Below are 21,193 nucleotides of genomic sequence, written 5' to 3'. Positions count from 1 at the left end.
GTTCCGATGTTACATGACATCACCATTCGAATACAAGGGCTCTATACGAACTTCTCTTTCTCGCGTTTATCTCGTGACACGCATTTCGCAATGCATTGTCAAAAATGTCGATGACGAAGCACTTCGCTTCGTCATCCGTCGAGAAGGATAAGGCACATGAACTACCAGCCCCGCGGCGTCAGCACCCTTCAGGGCCCGGCCTCGTATCAGAGCGAGATCGAGGCGGCCCAGGCGCTCCTCAAGACCCAGCCGACCTGGAACGGGGTGACGGCCGAGGCGGTCGCGCGCATGCGCCTGCAGAACCGTTTCAAGACCGGCCTCGACATCGCCCGCTACACCGCGGCGCTGATGCGGGCCGACATGGCGGCCTATGACAACGATCCGACCAAGTACACCCAGTCGCTGGGCTGCTGGCACGGCTTCATCGCCCAGCAGAAGCTGATCTCGATCAAGAAGCACTTCGGCGGCAGGACCGACCGCAAATATCTGTACCTGTCCGGCTGGATGATCGCGGCGCTGCGCTCCGAGTTCGGCCCGCTGCCCGACCAGTCGATGCACGAGAAGACCTCGGTGCCGGCGCTGATCGAGGAGCTCTACACCTTCCTTCGCCAGGCGGATGCCCGCGAGCTCAACGACATCTTCCGCAGCCTCGACAAGGCGCGCAAGGAAGGCGACACCGCGCGCGAGAAGGAGCTGATCGCGAAGATCGACGCCTTCCAGACCCATGTCGTCCCCATCATCGCCGACATCGACGCCGGCTTCGGCAACGCCGAGGCGACCTATCTGCTCGCCAAGAAGATGATCGAAGCGGGCGCCTGCGCGCTGCAGATCGAGAACCAGGTCTCGGACGAGAAGCAGTGCGGCCACCAGGACGGCAAGGTCACCGTGCCGCACGAGGTGTTCATCGCCAAGATCCGCGCCTGTCGCCACGCTTTCCTCGAGCTCGGCGTCGAAGACGGCATCATCGTCACCCGCACCGACTCGCTCGGCGCCGGCCTGACGCAGCAGATCGCGGTCAGCCACAAGCCGGGCGACATCGGCGACCAGTACAACAGCTTCCTCGATTGCGAGGAAATCACGGCGGAGAACGCCAAGAACGGCGACGTCATCATCAACCGCGACGGCAAGCTGATGCGTCCGAAGCGGCTGCCCTCGAACCTCTACCAGTTCCGTCCCGGCACGGGCGAGGACCGCTGCGTGCTCGATAGCATCACCTCGCTGCAGAACGGGGCGGACCTGCTCTGGATCGAGACCGAGAAGCCGCATATCGAGCAGATCGCGAAGATGGTCGACCGCATCCGCAAGGTCATCCCGAACGCCAAGCTCGCCTACAACAACTCGCCGTCGTTCAACTGGACCATCAACTTCCGTCAGCAGGTCTATGACGCGTGGAAGGAAGCCGGCAAGGATGTCAGCAAGTACAGCCGCGCCGAGCTGATGAAGCCGGAATATGACGATACGCCACTGGCCCTCGAAGCCGACGAGCGCATCCGCACCTTCCAGGCGGATTCGGCCAAGCGCGCCGGCATCTTCCACCACCTGATCACGCTGCCGACCTATCACACGGCCGCGCTGTCCACCGACAACCTCGCACGCGAGTATTTCGGCGAGCAGGGCATGCTCGGCTACGTCAAGAACGTGCAGCGCCAGGAGATCCGTCAGGGCATCGCCTGCGCCAAGCACCAGAACATGGCCGGCTCCGACATCGGCGACGACCACAAGGAATACTTCGCGGGCGAAGCGGCCCTGAAGGCGGGCGGCGCCCACAACACCATGAACCAGTTCGGCTAACGCACCTCGACAGGAGACTGACAATGACCAAAGGCAGCAATTTCTGGGTGATCGGCGGCGAGTTCGGCTCGATGAACTTCCACAAGCTGGTCGAGGGCTCGGCCCAGGTGCAGGGCCCGTTCAAGACGCGCAAGGAAGCCGAAGACGCCTGGCGCTCGGTTTCGGAAGAGAACCGCCACAAGGCCGGCGTCCGCTTCTCGATCGTGGAAGAGCCGTCGCGGGTCTCGGCCTGATGGCCAGCTGACAAGTCTCAAGAAGACGTCCAAGGACGGAGGGTCCCATCCGGCGCAAGCCGGATGGGATCGTCTGTTTTTGGCACATATCAGCGGCCTGTGGGCACCGTAAGTATCTGGAATAATGGGCCCTTTGCGGGGGAGCTGGTTGCTGATAGGTTAACGGGGAGAGTTGAGGACAGGGACGACAATGTCAGAGCCCGAGACCAGCGGTATCAATCCCGGCCAGCCGCGCCCGGTGCGGCTGCGCGATGCGCTGCTCCGCGCACGGATCGAGGCTGCCGACCGGACCGGGGTGGTCGTCGATCTCAGGGACGCCGAAGTGGCCCGGCTCGAGATCCTCAACGACGCGCTCGATCCCCTGTTCGCCCAGATACCCGACAGGATCGATCTGTTCGACCGCGGCATCAGCCAGGGTGATACGCCGAGACTCTGGATCGACGTCGTCGCCCATATCATGATGGGGCGCGACAAGCGGCAGTACCGCTTCGTCCAGGACACCCGCTTCGGCCGCATCGTGCTCGCCGAATCGCACGACACCGCCGTGATCGTGGACGCCGTGACCGACTACGTCGCCCGCCGCATGATCGAGCGCGAACATGCGATGGTGGTGCCGCCGGAGCCCAAGGAGGAAGTGGCGGAGCCGCCGCGCCGCTCGCGCCTCTGGCCGTTCCTGTTCGGCTTCATCCTCGGGGCCGCCGCGCTGTTCGGTGTCGCCGTGCTCGCGGCGTTGCGGAGCTGGTGATCTTCCATCCACCGTCATTCCGGGGCATGCGAAGCATGAACCCGGAATCTCGAGATTCCGGGTTCGGCTCTTCGAGCCGCCCCGGAATGACAGGAAGCTACACCACCCGAGCGCGCTTGATCTCGCGGATCTGCAAGCCATGATCGATGCTCCGCACGATCTGCTCGCAGCGCCAGCCTTCATTGTCCTTCTCGATCGCAAACAGATTGTAGGCCGCCGCAGGATAACGTCCATGCGCGAGCGCGGAAGCCGATGGCACGCCGATCGCGGGAATCCTGCCGTTGGGGCCTTCGAACCACATCGTCGAATGAATGTGGTCGTGCCCGTGCAGGACCAGCTCGACACCCCGGCGCTTCAGCAGCGCCAGCAGCGCGGCCGAATCCGTCAGCCGCTTCTGGCGGGCGTCGGACTTCAGGGGATGATGCACCAGCAGCACGCGGAAGACGTCCTCGGTCGCAAGCTGCTCGAGCACCTGTTCGAGGTCGGCGAGTTGATCGCGCCCGAGCGTGCCCGTCGCCATCAAGGGCAGCGTCGGCACCGCGCTGGAGAGACTGATCAGCGCAACCGGCCCGCGCCGGCGCACGCCGGGAAAGCCAATGCGGCCGTCGTCATCTGCAAGATAGGGCGCAAAGGTCTCGCCGAAGCGATGATAGGTCGCGCGGACATAGGCGTCGTGATTGCCGGGGATCGTGGTGACGCGGTCAGGCGGACCGACTTCGTCGAGCCAGGCGCGCGCCGGCGCGAACTCCGCCTCCATCGCCAAATTGACGAGATCGCCCGTGACGGCAATGTGGTCCGGCGCCTGCGCCCGCACATCGGCGACGAGCGCATCAAGCACCTCGCGGCGCTGGTATTTATGGCGGTTACGCGTCCAGTTGACATAGCCGAGCGCGCGCTTGCCGGCGAGTTCGGTCAGCCGCGGCTTCGGCAGCGGCGGCAGATGCGGGTCGGACAGATGGGCGAGCGTGAAGGGTACCATGAAAGATGTCATCGCGCGCGATGGCCTCGCTATTCCGATGCCGTAATGGCAAGGTCTCCGGCAACGTGCAAGGAAAGCCTGAAAGAGGAAAGCCTGAAAGAGCAAAGCCTGAAAGACTGATGGGAGAGCCTCTGTACCGGATCCGACGGAAATTCGAGCCGCTGCTGCGGCGGTTCTTCCATGCCTATTTCCTGGTGGTCCGCGGCATGACGCTGGGCGTTCGCGCCGTGGTGCTCGATGCCGACAACAAGGTGTTCCTGGTCAAGCATAGCTATGTCTCGGGCTGGTATTTGCCCGGGGGCGGGGTCGATTTTGGCGAGACCATGGAACAGGCAATGCGCCGCGAGCTCAAGGAGGAGGGCGACATCGTCCTGACCGGAGAGGCCGTGCTGCATGGCATTTTCCTGAACAGCCACGTCTCCCGCCGCGACCATGTCGCGGTCTATGTCGTCAGGCATTTCCGCCAGGACCGGCTACCCCAGCCCAACCGCGAGATCATCGAATGCGGCTTCTTCGACGCCGCCGCGCTGCCGGAGGGGGTGACTCCAGGTACTCGCTTAAGGATTGCCGAAGTGCTCGATGGTAGGCCCGTGATGGCGACGTGGCGCTGATGGCCGGCTATGCTAGAGCATGATCCGGAAAAGTGCGAAGCGGTTTTCCCTCGCGACAAACGCGGAACGCGTTTGCGCGGAGATCATGCCCAAACAAAGAGCTAAAGTGCGATGACGATTCAACCCAATCTCATCGCGCTTTAGGGACCCGAACCGGCGCCACGGAAACCTGATGAAATCAGCAAAACTCGCCTTCGGCCTCATCTGTCTTGCGATCCTCGCCAGCAACATTTGGGGAATGTCGCGATGGAGCGAGGCGCGCGGGGTCTATGACGACATCTGCTATCTCAGGCAGGCCCATCTGTTCCAGCGCTTCGGCATCAATGGGCTCGACACCAACGCAGTCAGGGACGACGACCGCTATTTCGAAGGCAAGCTGAAGGAGATCGCGTTTTCCGAATGGAAGGATCCGATCCGCTGGCCCTGTCACAACCCGATGCCTGGTGGCAAGGTCGTGTTGCAATATCCGCCGGGCACCGGTTTCCTGCTGGCGCTGTTTCCGGAAGGCCACCAGGTGGTGCCGCTCTACATTGCCGCGAACCTGATTGTTGGCGGGCTGGCGCTATCAGCGATTGCGATCGCGAGCAGCCTGCCGTCGCTCATTGGCGCAGGCGTGTTCGGCGGGCTTGCGATTTGTCTCATGATCAACCCGGCCAAGGCGAGCTATTCGGTGGCGCCGACCATGGCGCTGTGCGCTGTTGCGGGTTTGCTGACGGCGGTGTGGTTGAGCCGCGACAAGCGCAGCGTCCTGCTGATCGCTTTGATCGGCCTCCTGCTCGGCGTGTCCGTCAATCTCAGGCTGCCGAACGTGCTGCTCGCGGCCGGCTATTTCCTGTTCCTCGGCATTCCCTTCCTGTGGACGCGCTCGCTCGCAACGTTCGTGCGCGGCCTTGCCTTCGGTGCCGGCGTGCTCGTCGGCATGGCGCCGACGCTGGCCGCGCAGGCCATCAACGCCGGCAGCGCGCTGGCGACCACCTATGGCAGCGCCGACGTGGTTGCGCCGGCCTTCGATCTTGCCGTGTTCGGCCAATATCTGCGCGACATGCAAATCGTGCTGATCGTGCTCGCGATCGGCGCGACGCTTTGGCTGCTGTGGGCCGGTGAACGACATGTGCGACAGGCCGCGTTCGTCGTTGCCGGCAACCTCGTCGTCAACCTCGGATTTTTCATGAGCCACCCGATCTTCACACCATACTATGTCGTCCCGATCACGATGCTGTCGCTGTGGACGCTGACGTTTGCGCAGGTGTTACAGCCCGCCGCGGTGCCTATGGCCGCATCGGTCCGGAGCGCAGCGGCGAGCCTTGGAGCGGTGCCGCGATGACGTCGTCGGCGCTGAAAAGGGACTGAAGTTGGGCGTGACGCCCATGGACCTCGCCAAGCGCAGATGCTATCCCGCAAATGATATGAACGATCTCTCCATCACCATCCGTCCCGAAGCCGCAGGCGACGCGCAGGCGATCGAGCGGCTGCACGAGCGCACCTTCGGCCCCGGCCGTTTCGTGCTCAGCGCCTATCGCATCCGCGAGCACGTCGAACACCTGCTCGACGTCTCCTTCACCGCCCGCATCGGCACGCTGCTGGTCGGCTCCGTCAGGCAATTGCCCGTGACGGTCGGCGAGACGCCTGCGCTGCTGCTCGGGCCGCTCACGGTCGAGCCGCCGTTCCGCAGCCGCGGCATCGGCCGCATGCTGATGGAGCGGGCCCTGAAAGAAGCGAAGGACAGGGGCCATCGCATCGTGCTGCTGGTCGGCGACGAGCCCTACTACGGCCGCGTCGGCTTCAAGCCGGTCCCCAAGGGCCGCGTCACCATGCCGGGCCCGGTCGATGCCGCGCGGATCCTGGTGTTCGAGCTCGTCGACGGCGCCTTCGAAGGCGTATCGGGCGCGGTTGCTCCGGACTGGAGCAAGGCGCGAGGGTAGCGCATCCGCTCGGAGCTCACATCTTCCGCGCCACCACCGAGACATTGCAGGCCTATCTCGATTTCCATCCCGCGCGAAGCGCGATCTGACCGGGTTGCACAGGGCTGACTGCCAGTACGCCGATGTCACTCCAGAGCTTTGAATGCGAAAGTCTGACCCGCTATACCGTCGGCGCGGTTTGTGCCAAAACGGCAGGCGAAGCTGACGAAGGATTGTTGAAGTTTGGCCGCATCGAAGAAGGGCGCCTTGCCCGCGGAACGCCAGAACGGGATTGATCGGACCATCGATCTGCTCGAAGCGCTGCTGCATTTGCGCGCGCCCTCCAAGCTCAGCGACCTCGCAAAGCAGATGGGCGCGCCGCGATCGACGGTCTATGCCATCGCCAACCGCCTGATCGAGGCGGACCTGCTCGAGAGCGTCGGCGACGGCGGTCAGGTCTATTTCGGCAAGGCGGTGCATCTCTACGGCCGGGCCTATGCGGAGGCCAATCCGCTGCACCGCCGCTGCCGCGAGGCGCTCGATCGTTTGGCGACCCAGCACAGCGCCACCGCGCAACTCTGCGCGCTGCGCGGTCGCAAATATGTGGTGGTCGATACCCGCGACGGGTCGGGTCTGTTCCGCATCACCACCGACGTCGGCATCGAGGTGCCGCTGCCCTGGACGGCATCGGGCCGGTTGCTGCTCGATCACATGAGCCCGGCGGAGATTCGCGCGTTCGTTCCGAAGGAGGATTTCCGCCTTCCTGATGGCCGCGTGCTCGACGTCGATGATTTCATCAAGGACGTCGCACGGGCGCGGCGCGACGGCAAATGCGTGACGACGGCGCTGTCCGATCGCTTCACGTCGTGCCTTGCCGCGCCGATCCGCGACAAGAAGGGTGTCGCGGTCGCGACGCTTTGCTTCGTCGTTCCCGCAGATTCGGTGAAGGAGCGCAGGACCGCGCTGCTCGACGATCTCGTCGCCACCGCGACAGAACTCTCGGATCGTTCCTGAACCGAACCGACCGTCAACGTGACTGACCGATGTTCCCGCATCGTTGTGCGTTGTCGCCGCACGTCCGCGCAGAACGCGACGCGGGGCGAACGCGCGTCGCGGCCAGAATGTCCGCTTGACATCGCGACGCTGTCATCCCTAACGTGTCGCTATAAGATAATATTGTCCACTATAAGAGACAATGCAGTTGCAGGCGCGATGAGGTTCTCGCGGTCCCATGTCGGGTCGAGAGACGCGATCCTGCGTGTCCAAGCGAGGATTCAACATGATGAAGGCGACCCAACAGGTACCCGGACGACGCTGGCTGATCGGTTGTCTCCTCGGCGTCGGAATTCTCATCAACTACATCGATCGCGTCGGCCTCTCGGCCGCGACGCCGGAGCTCACCAGGGAGCTCGGCCTCACCGCCACCGACATCGGCCTGCTCGGCAGCGCGTTCTTCTGGACCTATTCGCTGCTGCAAGTCCCCGGCGGCATGGTGCTCGACCGCTTCGGCGTCACTATGGTCGGCCGCGTCTCGAGCTTCCTCTGGGCGGTCGCCGCCACCATCACCGCGCTCGCCAGCGGTCTCTGGGGCATCGCCGGCGCGCGCCTGTTGCTCGGTGTCGCGGAAGCGCCGGCGTTTCCAGCCAGCCAGAAGGCGACCGGCCACTGGTTTCCGCTCGACGAACGCGCGCGCTCGACCGCAATCTTCGATTCCGCCGCAAAATTCTCCAACGTGATCGGCGTGCCGCTGGTCGCCTATGTGATCTTTCTCTACGGCTGGCGCTGGGGCTTTGGCGTCACCGCGCTGCTCAGCTTTGCCTATTTCATCGCCTACTACGTGATCTATCGAAATCCGAGCGAGGATCCGAAGCTCTCCAAGGCGGAGCATGACTACATCATCGCCGGCGGCGGCACGCCGGAAGGCCCGGCTGCGGCGGGGCAGAGCCGCATGCTCGGCTACCTCCTGCGCAACCGCAAGGTCTGGGGTCTGACCATCGGCTTCTCCGCCTATGGCTACACTTTCTATCTCTTCCTCACCTGGCTCCCGGGCTATCTCGCCCAGACCATGCACATGAACCTGATGTCGGCCGCGGGCTATTCGACCATCCCGTGGATCTTCGCGACCTTGTCGGACCTGTTGATCGGCGGCTTTCTGGTCGATCATCTGATCGCGCGCGGCTACGATTCGACGCGGGTGCGCCAGTCCGTGATCATCATCGGCATGCTGATGGGGCTCGCCGTGATCGGCGCCGCCTTCACCGTGAAGCCAGGCTGGGCGCTGCTGTGGTTGTCGATCGCGATCTCGGGCCTGTCGGCCGCCGCACCCGTCGGTTCCTCGATCGTGTCGCTGATCGCGCCCAAGGGTGGCGCGGGAACGGTCGGCGGCATCCTGAACTTCACCAACAACATGATGGGCGTGCTCGCGCCGATCGTGACAGGCATCGTGGTCGACTGGACCCAATCCTTTGCCGGTGCTTTCATGATCGCCGGCGTGGTGCTGCTGATCGGCATCTTCTTCTATGTCGTGGTGCTCGGCCGGATCGAATCGATCCCCGACTACGAAGAGGTCGCACCATCAGGCGCCGTGGCTGTTCATTGAGGAGAGGGGCATGCCCCAGACGACCAGCGGCAAGGACACGCTGATCCGCAACGCCAGGCTGATCGACGGCACCGGCGCGCCGTGGTTCGAGGCGGACTTGCGCATCAAGGGCAGCCGCATCGCGGCGATCGGTGCCGCGTTGCCGGCAGAGGGGGCCGACATCATCGACGCGCGCGGATGCTATCTCGCGCCGGGCTTCATCGATGCCCATTGTCATGACGATCTGATCTGCCTGCGCGAGCCCGACCGGCCCGAAAAGGTGTTGCAGGGTGTGACCACGCTCGTGGTCGGCAATTGCTGCTTCTCGCTCTATCCTGCGACAGCAGGCTCCGCCGAGATGCTGCGATTGCACTTCTCGGGGCTCGCCGGCGAAACCCGACCCGATGAAGTCTTCGGCAGCTTCGACGGCTACAAGCAGGCCCTGGAAGGGCCGGGCGTCGCGCTCAACCTCGTCTCCCTGGTCGGACATGCCGCCATCCGTCTCGCCGTGCTCGGTTACGAGCGCCGTGCGGCGAGCCGCGAGGAGATCGCGGCGATGCAGGCGCTGCTGGCGCAGCAACTCACGCAAGGAGCTGCCGGCCTGTCGCTTGGCCTGGTCTATCCCCCGAGCGCCTATGCCGACACCGCTGAGCTCAACGCGCTGGCAGAGACCGTCAGAGCGCATGGCAAGCTGCTCACCGCGCATGTCCGCAGCTATGAAGCAGGCCTCTTGCCATCCATCGACGAGTTCGTCGCGATCCTGCGCGCCTCCGGTGCGGCGGGGCTGCTGTCGCATCTGCAATCGGCGGGCAAGCCGAACTGGGGCGCGATTCCGAAGGCGCTCGACCGGCTCGAGGCGGCGCGCGCGGAGGGCATCGACATCTCCTTCGACATGTATCCCTATCCCGCCGGCAGCTCCTACATGCTGCAATTGCTGCCGCCGGCCGCGCTCGAAGGCGGCATCGACGCGTTGCTGGCGCGGCTGCGTGATCCCGGCCAGCGCGAGGCGCTGCGCGTGCTGGTCGAAGAGGGTGATCCCGATCCGCATGCCGCACAGTCCAAGATCGTGCTGATCGGCTGGCACAATGTGCGCATCTCCGCCACCGCCAACCCCGGGCTGAAGCCGCTCGAGGGCAAGTCGATGGTCGAGGCCGCGCGCGAGCTCGGCATCTCGCCGTTCGAGCTGATGGTCCGCTGCATCGAGGAAGACCAGGGCCAGACCGGCATCATCATGTTCCAGCTCGATGAGGCCGATTTGCGCGCCGCCTTCACCCATCGCCTGCACATGGTCGGCTCCGACGGCATTCCGCGCCCGGGCACCAAGCCGCATCCGCGCGCCTATGGCAGTTTCCCGCGTGTTGCCGGCCGGCTGACGCGCGAGCAAGGCTGGCTGACCTTGGAGGATGCCGTGCGGCGGATGACCGCGATGCCCGCGCAGCGCTTCGGCCTGTCCGACCGCGGCATCCTGCGGCCCGGCATGATTGCCGATCTCACCCTGTTCGACGAGACCATCTTGGATAAGGCAACCTTCGAGACGCCGACGGAAATGCCCGCAGGCATCCGTGCGGTCTTCGTCGCCGGCGAAGCCGTGGTCGCGGACGGACGCAGCACCTTTGCACGGCCGGGCCGGGCCCTGACTTGAACCACCATACCCAGGACATGATGCAATGACGCTGAAACGATACGGCGCGGCCGGCGGCACCGGCACCGGCGGCCAGCACCTTCCGTTTGCCCGCGCAGTGGAGGCCGACGGCTGGCTCTACGTCTCCGGCCAGACGCCGATGGAGAACGGCGAGGTGATCGAGGGCGGCATCATTCCGCAGTCTTACAAGGCGATCCGCAACATGCTCGCGATCCTGGCTGAAGCGGGCTATGAGCCCAAGGATGTCGTGCGCTGCGGCGTCTGGCTCGATGACCCCAGAGACTTCCAAAGCTTCAACAAGGTCTTCGCCGAATATTTCGGCGCCAATCCGCCGGCCCGGGCCTGCGTCGTCTCGAGCATGGTGGTGGATTGCAAGGTGGAAATCGACTGCGTCGCCTATCGCAAGTGAGGCGACGAGTGCGCGCACGCCTCGTCCTTCGAGACGACCGCTTCCAGCGGTCTCCTCAGGATGAGGCTAAGTGCCATCGGCGCTCGCTGCAAATCCCGCCACGCTCACCGTCCTCATCCTGAGGGCCCGCCGAAGGCGGGCGTCTCGAAGGATGCGCCACAAGCAAACGGCTCAGCTAGAACCGCTGCGACATGCCGACATAGAAGCCGCGCCGCGGGCCGTATTGCGGAGCGAACACGCCGATGCCGGAGCCGTCGCGGATCTGGTAGATCGTGTCGAACACATTGACCACGTCGAATCGCACAGTCGTCGGCTTGTTCGGTGCAACGATGTTGAAATCGTGCGACAGGCCGAGATTCACCTGCGCATAGCCGGGCAGGTGATCGGTGTTGGCAAAGCCGGACCGAAGTCCGCTGCCATAGATCATGGACACGCTGTAGCGCGTGCCCTCCCAGAGATAGGATGCGCCCGCCGACGCCGACAGCATCTGCGCGTGGTCGGTGTAGATATAGTGGCCGTCGATATAGGCGAGCTCGTCCGCGCCGAACAGATACTGGTTCGAGACCACATTGGTCGCGATCTGCTTGGCCCAGGCGAGGTTGGCGTAAGCGCTGAAATTACCATTCTTGTAGGTCGATTTCAGCTCGACGCCGACATTCTCGCCGCGATCATAGTTGAAGCCGCTCAGCACATAGGCCGCGCCGAACTGGCCGTCGTCGAGCAAATCGCGCGCCTTCTTGTAATAGGCATCGACGCCGACCTCGAGGCCGGGGATCGCATAGATCTTCTGCGTCACGCCGACGTCGAACACGTGCGAGCGCTCCGGCAGCACCGGGCTGTTCAGCCCGACCTCCGGCGTCTGGGTGTTGGCGGGCGCACCGGGCGGCGTCACCAGCGCGAGATTGACGGGGCTGGCAATCACCTGCGAGGGCGGAGTGAAGTTGCGCGCATAGCCGGCATGGAAGGTGGTGCCGTCGAACGGCTTCCAGGTCAGGCTGACGCGCGGGCTGAGCTGGTTGGCATCGACGAATTGATACATCTGGTCGAAGCGCAGGCCGGCGTTCAGCGTCAGCTTGTCGGTGATCTTCCACTCGTCCTGGACGTAGGTTCCGATCAGCCAGCCGGTCTTGGCGTTGGAATCGAACACCGAGAACGGCGCGTCGATCGTGCCTGCGGTCGGATCGGTGGGATCGGCCAGCGGCAGCACCGTGGTCCCGCTGTTGACCAGGGTTCGCTCGGCGCTCACCGACAGGCCGAACCGCAGCGTGTGCGCGTAACCGATGCGCCAGGCGGTGTCCTGCTGAATGCCGTTGACCACGCTCTGGCGGTAGACGTCCGAGGACACGCCGTTGAAGACGAGATCGCCGATCGGATCAGGATAGAAGTGCAGCAGGCTGGTGCGGTTGAAGTAGGAGGTCTGGGTGTCGAACGCGCCGTTCGAGGTCTGGTAGGACACGACGTTGAACTGGTTGAACTCGTTCTGGTGCTCATTGAGCCGTGACGAGTCGAAATTCGAAACGCCGAATGCCGTGTTCGCAGGCGTCTGGCCGGGATTGTTCGGAATCTGGAACGTCGCGTTCGACACGCCGCTCATGAAGGTGAGGCGGCTCGTTGGGTCGATCATCGTCGAGAGATAGAGAAATCCTTTCTCCTGGTTGGTGCGGTCGTGGATCGCGTTGACCGACGGCGTCGGGTTCTCGATGCCGAGATTGTTCTGCAGGAAACGCCCCGACAGGAAATACTGCGTCTGCCCGGCCGTCCCGCCATACTCGATGTTGGTCGAGATCGTGCCATTGCTGCCGCCATAGACGCCGACGACGCCCGAATTGTTGAAGGCGTCAGCCTTGGTCTGGATGTCGAGCACACCGGCCGTGCGCTGGCCGTATTGCGCCGGCAGCGCGCCGGTGAGCAGGCTGAGGCTGCCGACGATGCCGGTGTCGAGGATCTGGCCGAACGCGCCGACGCCGTCAGGAAGCATCACGCCGTTGATGCGGTATTGCAGATTGGCGTGCTCGTTGCGGACATGCAGGTCGCCGCTCGCCGCCGAATCCTGGGTGACGCCGGGGAATTGCAGCAGCACCTTGTCGAGCGAGGCGTTGCTGCCCTGCGGCAGCGCCTCGATCGCCTGGCGCGTGAGCGTGTGGGTCGTGGCGCCGCCCGGCGGAAGAATGGATTGGCGTGCGGCATCCAACCGCTCGCCCAGGCCTTCGACGGCGGCCGGCGCGTCGGTCTGTGGCCGCGCCTGCGGCGTCGCGCGCCGCTTGGCGACGGCGACGCGCACCTTTGGACGGCGCGGCGCTTGCGTCTGCTTGGGCGCTTCGACTTCGACGGTCGGCAGCGTCGTGACCGGAGCCGTCGTCTGCGCCATGGCTCTGCCGGTGGGATAAGAAAGCGTGAGTGCGGCGAGGCTCGCGCCCGCCAATATTGCTCTTGAAGACACCATTGTCCTGATTTCCGATCGCGCACCACTGCGGCTCTTCAGAGCACCTGCAGGCAGCGCGCGCCGTCGACATGCGACGGATCATCCTCGATGGCCCAGCGCAATCGGCGCGCATGCGCGGCCGATGCCGAAGGCAGCTCAATCGATTGACATCAGGAGGCGGGAGGGGCGCGCGGCTGGAACGCGTGGCGTGCCGATTCCAGATGGATGAACTCGGCATCCGTGGTGCGGTAGAGCAACTCGACCGCCTGCGGCAAATGCAGCAGAGGCGGCGTCGCCGACAGGACCGTGCCGGCCATCGCGACAAGCGCGCAGATCGCGCAATTGTCCTCGCCCGGCTGTTCGCGATCGGGATTTGCAGGCGACTGCTTCTGGACCACAGCGCCGTCGGTCGGCGTGATGGTCTTGGCGCTGTCGGTGAGCCGCGACTGCGCGAGCGGCGCGGCCTGCGCGAACCAGTGGCTGTGGCCGAAGGTCAGCGCGAACTGCACCAGCATCGCGAATATCGCGAGCCGGGAGCCGTGCCTGATATTCGACCGGAACCACTTCATCTGCAAACGCCACCCCACATCGCGAGGCACCGATCTGATGCCGCGATGTTATATTGTAACATCGCAAGAAGCTGGATCGAATGTCAATCGCACGCAGACCGGCACACGCAAGCGGCCGATGCGTTGTGTCGTTCAGGCAACGGGATCAGGTTCGATGCAGCAACGAGGCAGGTGGACTCCCTCTCCCGCTTGCGGGAGAGGGTTGGGGAGAGGGTGTCTCCGCGACGGGATTGTCCCCAAGAGGAAAGAACCCTCACCCGCCACGCTCTGCGTGTCGGCCTCTCCCGCGAGCGGGAGAGGCGGAGCAAACCGCAGGCAATCCTCGTGAAGAGGCAACGGAGAGAGCTATGCTATTCGCTGAACTTCAACTCACTCCGCCTAACGCCCCTCACGCACCCAGGTCGCTGCAAACGCGCCGAGCAGCAGCAGGAGCCCAATGAGGCCGGCGAAGATCGGCAGCACGCCGACGCCCTTGACGACGCTGGCATCGCGCATCCGCACGCCCATCCAGCCGTCACCGGCAAAGACGCTCGCTGAGCGCACCGGGACGATGCGCGGCAGCTCGACGCTGCCGCCATCGGCGATCCGCACCGAATTGCCGCCGGTCGCCTGCGTCAGCGGCTTCAGGGTCTCGGTGGTGGAGGTGACTTCCGAAAATTCCTTCGGATTGGTCGGGCCGACATTGATCAGCGCCTTCAGCGTGCCGTCGGTCGCCTGCCACAGGCCGAGCTCGTTCGCGGGCAGGCTGGCGCGCCATTCGCCGGGATCGCCGGCGCTGAGCGTCAGATCGTGCGAGACGCCGGAAGGCGAGGTCACGCTCACCGGCTGCACGCTGTCGGCCATGGTCTGGCGAACCACGACGAGATCCTTGCCCTGCACCTGCAAGCGCAGCGCTTCCTCGTCGAGATCAGGCTGCTTCATCAGCCAATGCGACATCCGCCTGAGCAGATCGAGATGCGGGCCACCACCCTCATAGCCGCGCGCCCACAGCCAGATGTGGTCGGACAGCAAGAGCGCAACGCGGCCCTCGCCGAAGCGCGACAGGAACAGCAGCGGCTTGCCGTCTGCGCCTGTCATCACCGGCGGGTTGACCGCATTGCGGGTTTCGACCGTGCGGAAGAAGCGGCTCCAATGCGGCGGCTCGAACGCCGAGCCCTCGAGCCCGCGCGTCACGGGATGGCGTTTGCCGATGTCGGAGAGATGCGCATAGAACGGCTTCTCCGTGACGCCAACCGGCTCGGCCGGCAGCACCGTGTCCAGCGGCGTGCGCCAGATGCTGCTGGTCGAGGCATAGTCGGGGCCTGCCGAGACCAGCACGGCGCCGCCCGCGCGCACATAGCGCGCCATGTTCTCGAAATAGGGGATCGGCAGCACGCCCTGGCGGGCGTAGCGGTCGAAGATGATGAGCTGGAATTCGTTGATGTGCTGCTGGAACAGCTCGCGCGTCGGAAACGCGATCAGCGACAATTCGTTGATCGGCGTGCCGTCCTGCTTCTCCGGCGGCCGCAGAATGGTGAAATGCACGAGGTCGACGCTGGCGTCGGACTTGAGCAGGTTGCGCCAGGTGCGCTCGCCGGAATGCGGCTCGCCCGAGACCAGCAGCACGCGCAGCTTGTCGCGCACGCCGTCGATGGCGACGACGGCGCGGTTGTTGACCGGGGTCAATTCTCTTTCGAGCGGCGAGGCCTCGATCTCGACGATATTCGGGCCGGCATGCTTGATCTCGATATCGACGCTCGCGCTCTGGCCGCTCGAAAGCGTGCGCTCGTTGACGACCTCGCCGTCGCGGCGCACCGTGACCTTGGCGCGCTCGCCGGTGACGCCCTGGTCGTCGAGTTTATAGGAGATCGTCTGGTTCTGGCCGACGATGCCGAAGCGCGGCGCCGCGGTGATCGCGACGCGGCGATCACGCTCGTCCTTCTGTCCGGTGATCAGGGCCTGCACCGGCGCCTGGAAGCCGAGCGCGGCAGCGCTCGCCGGGATGTCGTGGACGCGGCCGTCGGTGATCAGGAAGGCCCCGGCGACGCGGTCCACCGGAACGTCCGACAGGGCGGAGGCCAGCGCGCCGAACAGCTTGGTGCCGTCGGTCTCGCCGTCGGCCTGTCCGGCCTCGACGACGCGCACCTCCAGCCCCTTGATCTTCTTCAGGCTGTCGACCAGCGCCTCCTGCGCCTTGGCGGCTTCCTGGTTGCGCTTGCCGAAATTCTGGCTCGGGCTCTTGTCGACGACGACCGCGGCGACCGAGGTGAGGGGATCTCGGTCCTCGCGCGTGAAGGAGGGATTGGAGAGCGCCAGCAGGAACAGCGCCAGCGCCGCCACGCGCACCGCCGCGCCGCGCGCCCGCGCCACCAGCAGCACGATGGCGATGAGGACGATCGCAGCGAGCGCGATCCACAGGACGATCGCGGGGACAAGCGGCGTGAACGCGATGCCGTAGTTCATATCGATCCTATTGCCCCAGCCGTTCGATCAGGGCCGGCGCGTGCACCTGGTCGGCCTTGTAGTTGCCGGTCAGCGTGTACATCACGATGTTGACGCCGGCGCGGTAGGCGAATTCGCGCTGGCGGGGCTCGCCCGGCGTCAGCGGCAGCATCGGCTGGCCGTCGGGCCGGAGCGCCCAGGCGCCGGCGAGGTCGTTGGAGGTGATGATGATCGGCGAAACGCCGTCGCCGCCGCGGGCGGGCCGCTGCGCGCTCTCGTCGTCGTCCTCGCGCGGCAGCGTCTCGACCCAGGTCTGGCCCGAATTGAAGCGGCCGGGGAAGTCGCGCAACAGATAAAACGTCTTGGTCAGCACGTGCTCGCGCGGCACCGGCTCGAGCTCGGGCACGTCGAGCGAGGACAGGATCTCGCGCAGGGCCTGCATGCCCGGCGTCTGCGCGGCGCCGTTATCGCCGGGCGGCGCTTCGACCGCATCGCGGGTGTCGAAGATCACGGTGCCGCCCTGCTTCATATAGGCCTCGATCTTGTTGATGGCGTCCTGCGGCGGCTTCGGCTGGCCCGGCACGATCGGCCAGTAGATCAGCGGGAAGAAGGCGAGCTCGTCGCGCGCGGGATCGACGCCGACGGGGTCGCCGGCCTCCAGCGCGGTGCGCTGGGCCAGGAACAGCGTCAGGCCGGACATGCCGGCCTTGACGATGGAATCGACGTCGGCATTGCCGGTGACCACATAAGCAAGGCGGGTCTGCGACGTCGACTTCATCGCGAACTCGTCCGAGACGCCGTCGGCGCGCGAGGGCGTCGGCGACAGCACCGCGACACCTGCGAGCAGGACGCCAAGCAGGATGATGGCGGGCGCGGCGCGCCGGCGCAGCAGCGCGGCAAGGCCGCCACCGAGCAGCGCGACGATGAGTGCGTCGATCAGGAACAGCGCCAGCGAAGTCGACAGCAGCCAGCCGCGCAGGTCGCGCGGCTCGGCATTGGTGTAGGTGGCGCGCCTTGCGTGCAGCGGCGCGGTGTTGAGGGCTGCGATGCGATCGGCGGCGGCCAGCGTGTTCACGGCGAGCGGTCCTTCTGCCGGACCGTAGTAGCCGGGCGGATGGTCCGGCGTGGCGCGGTCGCGATAATCAGCCGTCAGCGGCTTGGCGGTGGCGGGCGGCGGGCCGAAGGCGCCGAAGCCGTCGAGCATATGCAGCGGCGCCAGCGTCTCGGCGGTCGCTTCAGTGACAACGCCGGGGCCGGGCTTGGCGGTGTAGCCCGACATGTCGACGACACGCCGGAGCATTTCGACGAAGGTGCCGGACATCGGTAAGTCAGACCAGCGCATGTCGGCGCTGACGTGGAACAGGCTGACGATGCCCTTGCCGCGGTGCTCGCCTGTGACCAGCGGCGTGCCGTCCTCGAGCGAGGCCCAGCTCTTGGTGGCAAGCACCGCGTCCGGCTCGGCCAGCACCTGCCGGCTCACGGTGACGTCCTTGGGCACCACGACGCCGGCAAACGGGCCGTCGGCGGTGAAGCTGGCGAGATGCTGCGGCTTCTCCCAGGTCAGGCTGCCGCCGAGCGTGCGCCCGCCCTTGCGCAGCTTGACCGGCACGAGATCGTCTTCGGCCTGCGCCAGGCGCGGCCCGGCAAACCGCACCAGCACGCCGCCCTGGGCGATCCAGGCGTTGAGGCGCTCGCGCAAGTCAGGCGCGACGGTGCCGACATCGGCGAGGATGATCATCGGCAGCTTCTGGTCCAAAAACTGGGTGATGCCCTGCTGCGGGGCGCCCTTGTCGGCGAGCCGCACGTCGGCGAACGGCGCCAGCGCCCGCGTCAGGTAGAAGGTCGGCGCGAGCAGCGGCTGCGAGGTCTCGCTGGTCGAGCCCGAGACGATGCCGATGGCGCGGCGGCGCCAGCGCTTGTCGAGCAGCTGCACCGCGCCCGCAGAACGCTCGCCGGAGATCTCGAGCCTGGAGATGTCGTTGCGCAGCTCGACCGGCAGGTCGAACGCGGCGTCGACCTCCTTGTCCTGCGGTCCGAAGGTGAAGCGCGCCTCGCCGATCGGCGAGGCTTTCTGGTCCAGCGCCCGCACGGTGCCGGCGAGAATGCCGCTGTCGGTGCGCAGCACCTTCACCGTCATCTTCGCCGCCGCGTTTTCCGCGGCGACCAGCGCCAGCGGGGAGGAGGCGCCGCCTTCGAACAGCGTCAAGCTGCGATCCCCCATGGTCCTGCCGAGCCCGGCCACGAACTCTTCGCCGCGGCCGGTGTCGACGCCGTCGGACAGCCAGGCGATCTCGCAATCGCCGGTTGCTTTCAGGAAACGATCGATTGCGGTGAGAGTTTCGACGCGCTCGACCGAATAGGGTTTTGGCACGATCTGCCGCAGCGCAACGCGCGCCGCGCCCGCCGGCATCAGCGTGATGTCGCGGTTCGGCTCCGACAGCGGCACCAGCGCAATGCCGCGGCGGTCGTTCTCGGCATTCGCGATCAGCTCGTCGGCGGCCCGGATCCTGGTGTCCCAGTTCGAGGCGGCGCTCCAGCCGTCGTCGAGCATGATCATCAGCGGCGCCTTGCTGGCGGCAAGGCCCATTTGCGGATTCCAGATCGGGCCGGCGGCGGCGAAGATCACCAGCGCGGCGGCGAGCAGCCGCAGCGCCGTCAGCCACCATGGCGTCCGCGAAGGCGTCTCCTCGCGCGGCGCGATGTCGAACAAGAGGCGGGTCGGCGGAAATTCGATGCGGCGCGGCCGCGGCGGCATCACGCGGAGCAGCCACCACAACACGGGGAGGCTGACCAGGCCGATCAGGAGCAGCGGTTCGGTGAAGGCGAGCGGCAATCCCATCATGCGGCCGGCCCCGCCTTGATCGAGGTGACGCGGGCGCCGGACTTGCTCACCTGCATGCCGGCATGCAGGAACAGCAGCAATTCGGCGGCCGAGCGGTCGGTCGCGTGCGTCGTGAACAGCCAGTCGAGCTTGGCCGTCTCGGCGCGGATCTGGTCGCGGTGCAGCGCCAGTCGCGTGGTGTAATCCTCCGCCCAGCTCTCGGCGCGGCCGGCGGTAATGACGCCAAAGCCCTCGGGCTCGACGAACTCGACGCGGCCGGAATAGGGGAAGCTCTCTTCGGCGGGATCGACGATCTGCACCAGGGTGCCATGCGCGCCGGAGCCGGACAGCCCTGCGAGCGTCGTCCTGATCTCTGATATCGGCGACCAGAAATCCGACAGCACGATGGTTTCGGCCAGAGCCGCGGGCACGAAGGAGGGCGGCAGGCTGAGCCTGATGGCATCGTCATGCAGCATCGCCTGCGCCATCTTGTCGATGACGCTGCGGCTCGCGGTCGGCGCCATCAGGCCGGGAATGCCGACGCGCTCGCCGCCCGCGACCAGCAGCTCGGCCAGCGCGAAGGCGACGATCAGGGTGCGCTCCAGCTTGGATTCGCGCGCGGTCCTCGAGGCGAACGCCATCGAGGGCGAGCGATCGGGCCAGATCCACACCGTGTGCGAGGCCTCCCATTCGAGCTCGCGGACATAGAGATGGTCGTCACGCGCCGATCTGCGCCAGTCGACATTCTGCGACGGCTCGCCGGAGACGAAGCGGCGATATTGCCAGAAGTTTTCGCCGGAGCCGGCGCGGCGCCTGCCGTGCAAGCCGTGGATGACGTTGGCGGCGATGCGGCGGGCCTCGAGCACCAGGCGCGGCAAGGAAGCTGCAAGCGTGCGGCTTTCGCCATCGGCACGTCGGATTGCGATGATCTCCTTGGCCGTGTGCCCGGTCTCTGCAGCCATTAACCGATCCGTGTCTTCAATTGCCGGATCACGTCCGGAATCGTGCGCCCTTCAGCGCGCGCCTGGAACGTCAGCGCCATGCGGTGCTTCAGCACCGGCTCGGCGAGGTCGAGCACGTCGTCGATCGAGGGCGCGAGGCGCCCGTCGATCAGCGCGCGCGCACGCACCGCCAGCATCAGGGATTGACTGGCGCGCGGACCGGGGCCCCAGGCGATGAACTTGCCGGCCTCGCCGCTGTCAGGACCCGGACGCGCCGAGCGCACCAGCGAGAGGATGGCCTCCACCACGGAATCGCCGACCGGCAAGCGGCGCACCAGCCGCTGCGCCGTGATCAGCGCCTCCGCACTCATCGATCCCTTCGCCAGCGTCTCCTCGGCGCCTGTGGTTTCGAACAGGATGCGGCGCTCGGCGTCGCGATCGGGATAGTCGACGTCGATCTCCATCAGGAAGCGGTCGAGCTGCGCCTCGGGCAGTGGATAGGTGCCTTCCTGCTCCAGCGGGTTTTGCGTGGCCAGCACGTGGAACGGCTTCGGCAGATCATGGCGCGCGCCGGCGACGGTGATGTGCTGCTCCTGCATCGCCTGCAGCAGCGCCGATTGCGTGCGCGGTGAGGCGCGGTTGATCTCGTCGGCCATCAACAGCTGCGCAAACACAGGACCGGAGATGAAGCGGAACGAGCGCTTGCCCGCGGTGCTCTCGTCGAGCACTTCGGCGCCGAGAATGTCCGAGGGCATCAGGTCGGGCGTGAACTGGATGCGCTTGGCATCGAGACCGAGCGTGACGCCGAGCGTCTCGACCAGCTTTGTCTTGGCCAGGCCAGGAACGCCGATCAGAAGCGCGTGGCCCCCGGAGAGGATGGTGACCAGCGTGTTCTCGACCACGCGATCCTGGCCGAAGATCACCGACCCGATCGCATCCTTCGCTGCGCGAATCTGCGCAGACACCTGCTCGGCCGAACGAACGATGCCGTCTTCGAGCTTCTCGACACTCTCTGCCATCCGTTAGCTCCTCAAGCCGGCCACGCGGCTCTGCTGCGTCGTCGAATTTATCGCATCAATCTGCGTCATGGCCCCTATGCTAGACTTGCAGGAACGCCATGTATTCGTTGA

Annotated in this window: 17 protein-coding genes; 10 read left to right on the top strand and 7 right to left on the bottom strand. The window is 65.7% G+C overall.

Annotation, left to right across the window (positions count from 1 at the left end; genetic code table 11):
• Positions 1-156 precede the first annotated feature (156 nt).
• The 3 genes from HYH07_RS19010 to HYH07_RS19000 all read left to right on the top strand — a co-directional run bounded on the left by HYH07_RS19010 (position 157) and on the right by HYH07_RS19000 (position 2,769).
• Positions 157-1,791 carry an isocitrate lyase gene (locus HYH07_RS19010; RefSeq protein ID WP_220003921.1) on the top strand — a complete coding sequence of 545 codons (1,635 nt, stop codon included), beginning with the start codon at positions 157-159 and terminating at the stop codon, positions 1,789-1,791.
• A gap of 23 nt (positions 1,792-1,814) precedes the next feature.
• Positions 1,815-2,024 carry a hypothetical protein gene (locus tag HYH07_RS19005; RefSeq protein ID WP_008137787.1) on the top strand — a complete coding sequence of 70 codons (210 nt, stop codon included), beginning with the start codon at positions 1,815-1,817 and terminating at the stop codon, positions 2,022-2,024.
• A 190-nt stretch (positions 2,025-2,214) separates the two neighbouring features.
• The gene (locus HYH07_RS19000) at positions 2,215-2,769 is read left to right on the top strand and encodes a hypothetical protein (protein WP_220003920.1); all 555 of its coding nucleotides are present in this window, start codon (positions 2,215-2,217) and stop codon (positions 2,767-2,769) included.
• Between the two features lie 97 nt (positions 2,770-2,866).
• On the opposite strand, the gene HYH07_RS18995 is transcribed toward HYH07_RS19000, so the two are convergent.
• Positions 2,867-3,748 carry a metallophosphoesterase gene (locus HYH07_RS18995; protein ID WP_220003919.1) on the bottom strand — a complete coding sequence of 294 codons (882 nt, stop codon included), beginning with the start codon at positions 3,746-3,748 and terminating at the stop codon, positions 2,867-2,869.
• Between the two features lie 119 nt (positions 3,749-3,867).
• Between HYH07_RS18995 and HYH07_RS18990 the strand changes: the two genes are divergently transcribed.
• The 7 genes from HYH07_RS18990 (at position 3,868) to HYH07_RS18960 (ending at position 10,889) form a co-directional block, all read left to right on the top strand.
• On the top strand, positions 3,868-4,359 hold the full coding sequence (locus HYH07_RS18990; RefSeq protein WP_220003918.1) for an NUDIX domain-containing protein: 492 nt from the start codon (positions 3,868-3,870) through the stop codon (positions 4,357-4,359).
• A gap of 172 nt (positions 4,360-4,531) precedes the next feature.
• Positions 4,532-5,683 (top strand): hypothetical protein, encoded by a 1,152-nt coding sequence (locus tag HYH07_RS18985; RefSeq protein ID WP_220003917.1) that lies wholly within the window; start codon positions 4,532-4,534, stop codon positions 5,681-5,683.
• Between the two features lie 82 nt (positions 5,684-5,765).
• On the top strand, positions 5,766-6,281 hold the full coding sequence (locus tag HYH07_RS18980; RefSeq protein ID WP_220003916.1) for a GNAT family N-acetyltransferase: 516 nt from the start codon (positions 5,766-5,768) through the stop codon (positions 6,279-6,281).
• Positions 6,282-6,503: 222 nt separating this feature from the next.
• On the top strand, positions 6,504-7,274 hold the full coding sequence (locus HYH07_RS18975; protein ID WP_220003915.1) for an IclR family transcriptional regulator: 771 nt from the start codon (positions 6,504-6,506) through the stop codon (positions 7,272-7,274).
• Positions 7,275-7,539: 265 nt separating this feature from the next.
• Positions 7,540-8,859 carry an MFS transporter gene (locus tag HYH07_RS18970; RefSeq protein ID WP_220003914.1) on the top strand — a complete coding sequence of 440 codons (1,320 nt, stop codon included), beginning with the start codon at positions 7,540-7,542 and terminating at the stop codon, positions 8,857-8,859.
• A 10-nt stretch (positions 8,860-8,869) separates the two neighbouring features.
• Entirely contained in the window at positions 8,870-10,480 is a 1,611-nt protein-coding gene (locus HYH07_RS18965; protein WP_220003913.1) for an amidohydrolase family protein, read from the top strand.
• Between the two features lie 25 nt (positions 10,481-10,505).
• Positions 10,506-10,889, top strand: coding sequence for a RidA family protein (locus HYH07_RS18960; protein ID WP_220003912.1), 384 nt, complete (start codon positions 10,506-10,508; stop codon positions 10,887-10,889).
• Positions 10,890-11,064: 175 nt separating this feature from the next.
• Here HYH07_RS18960 and HYH07_RS18955 read toward each other — a convergent pair whose 3' ends face one another.
• The 6 genes from HYH07_RS18955 to HYH07_RS18930 form a co-directional block, all read right to left on the bottom strand.
• Positions 11,065-13,257 carry a TonB-dependent receptor gene (locus HYH07_RS18955; RefSeq protein WP_228749643.1) on the bottom strand — a complete coding sequence of 731 codons (2,193 nt, stop codon included), beginning with the start codon at positions 13,255-13,257 and terminating at the stop codon, positions 11,065-11,067.
• 224 nt (positions 13,258-13,481) lie between these two features.
• On the bottom strand, positions 13,482-13,880 hold the full coding sequence (locus HYH07_RS18950; protein WP_220003910.1) for a DUF2946 domain-containing protein: 399 nt from the start codon (positions 13,878-13,880) through the stop codon (positions 13,482-13,484).
• Positions 13,881-14,258: 378 nt separating this feature from the next.
• On the bottom strand, positions 14,259-16,322 hold the full coding sequence (locus tag HYH07_RS18945) for a hypothetical protein (protein ID WP_220003909.1): 2,064 nt from the start codon (positions 16,320-16,322) through the stop codon (positions 14,259-14,261).
• Positions 16,323-16,329: 7 nt separating this feature from the next.
• A complete protein-coding gene (locus tag HYH07_RS18940) occupies positions 16,330-19,143 on the bottom strand; it encodes a DUF4159 domain-containing protein (protein ID WP_220003908.1) in 2,814 nt (937 codons plus the stop codon).
• The gene (locus HYH07_RS18935; protein ID WP_057757070.1) at positions 19,140-20,084 is read right to left on the bottom strand and encodes a DUF58 domain-containing protein; all 945 of its coding nucleotides are present in this window, start codon (positions 20,082-20,084) and stop codon (positions 19,140-19,142) included. Before HYH07_RS18935 ends, HYH07_RS18940 begins: the two co-directional genes overlap by 4 nt.
• Positions 20,084-21,082: a MoxR family ATPase gene (locus tag HYH07_RS18930; RefSeq protein ID WP_220003907.1), complete on the bottom strand. Its 999-nt coding sequence runs from the start codon at positions 21,080-21,082 to the stop codon at positions 20,084-20,086. Before HYH07_RS18930 ends, HYH07_RS18935 begins: the two co-directional genes overlap by 1 nt.
• Positions 21,083-21,193: the final 111 nt, after the last annotated feature.

Source organism: Bradyrhizobium sp. BR 10261 (assembly GCF_019455395.1).
Taxonomy (GTDB): Bacteria; Pseudomonadota; Alphaproteobacteria; order Rhizobiales; family Xanthobacteraceae; genus Bradyrhizobium; species Bradyrhizobium manausense.
The sequence above is the reverse complement of the archived record's forward strand: the minus strand, read 5'-3'. Positions and strand labels throughout refer to the sequence as shown.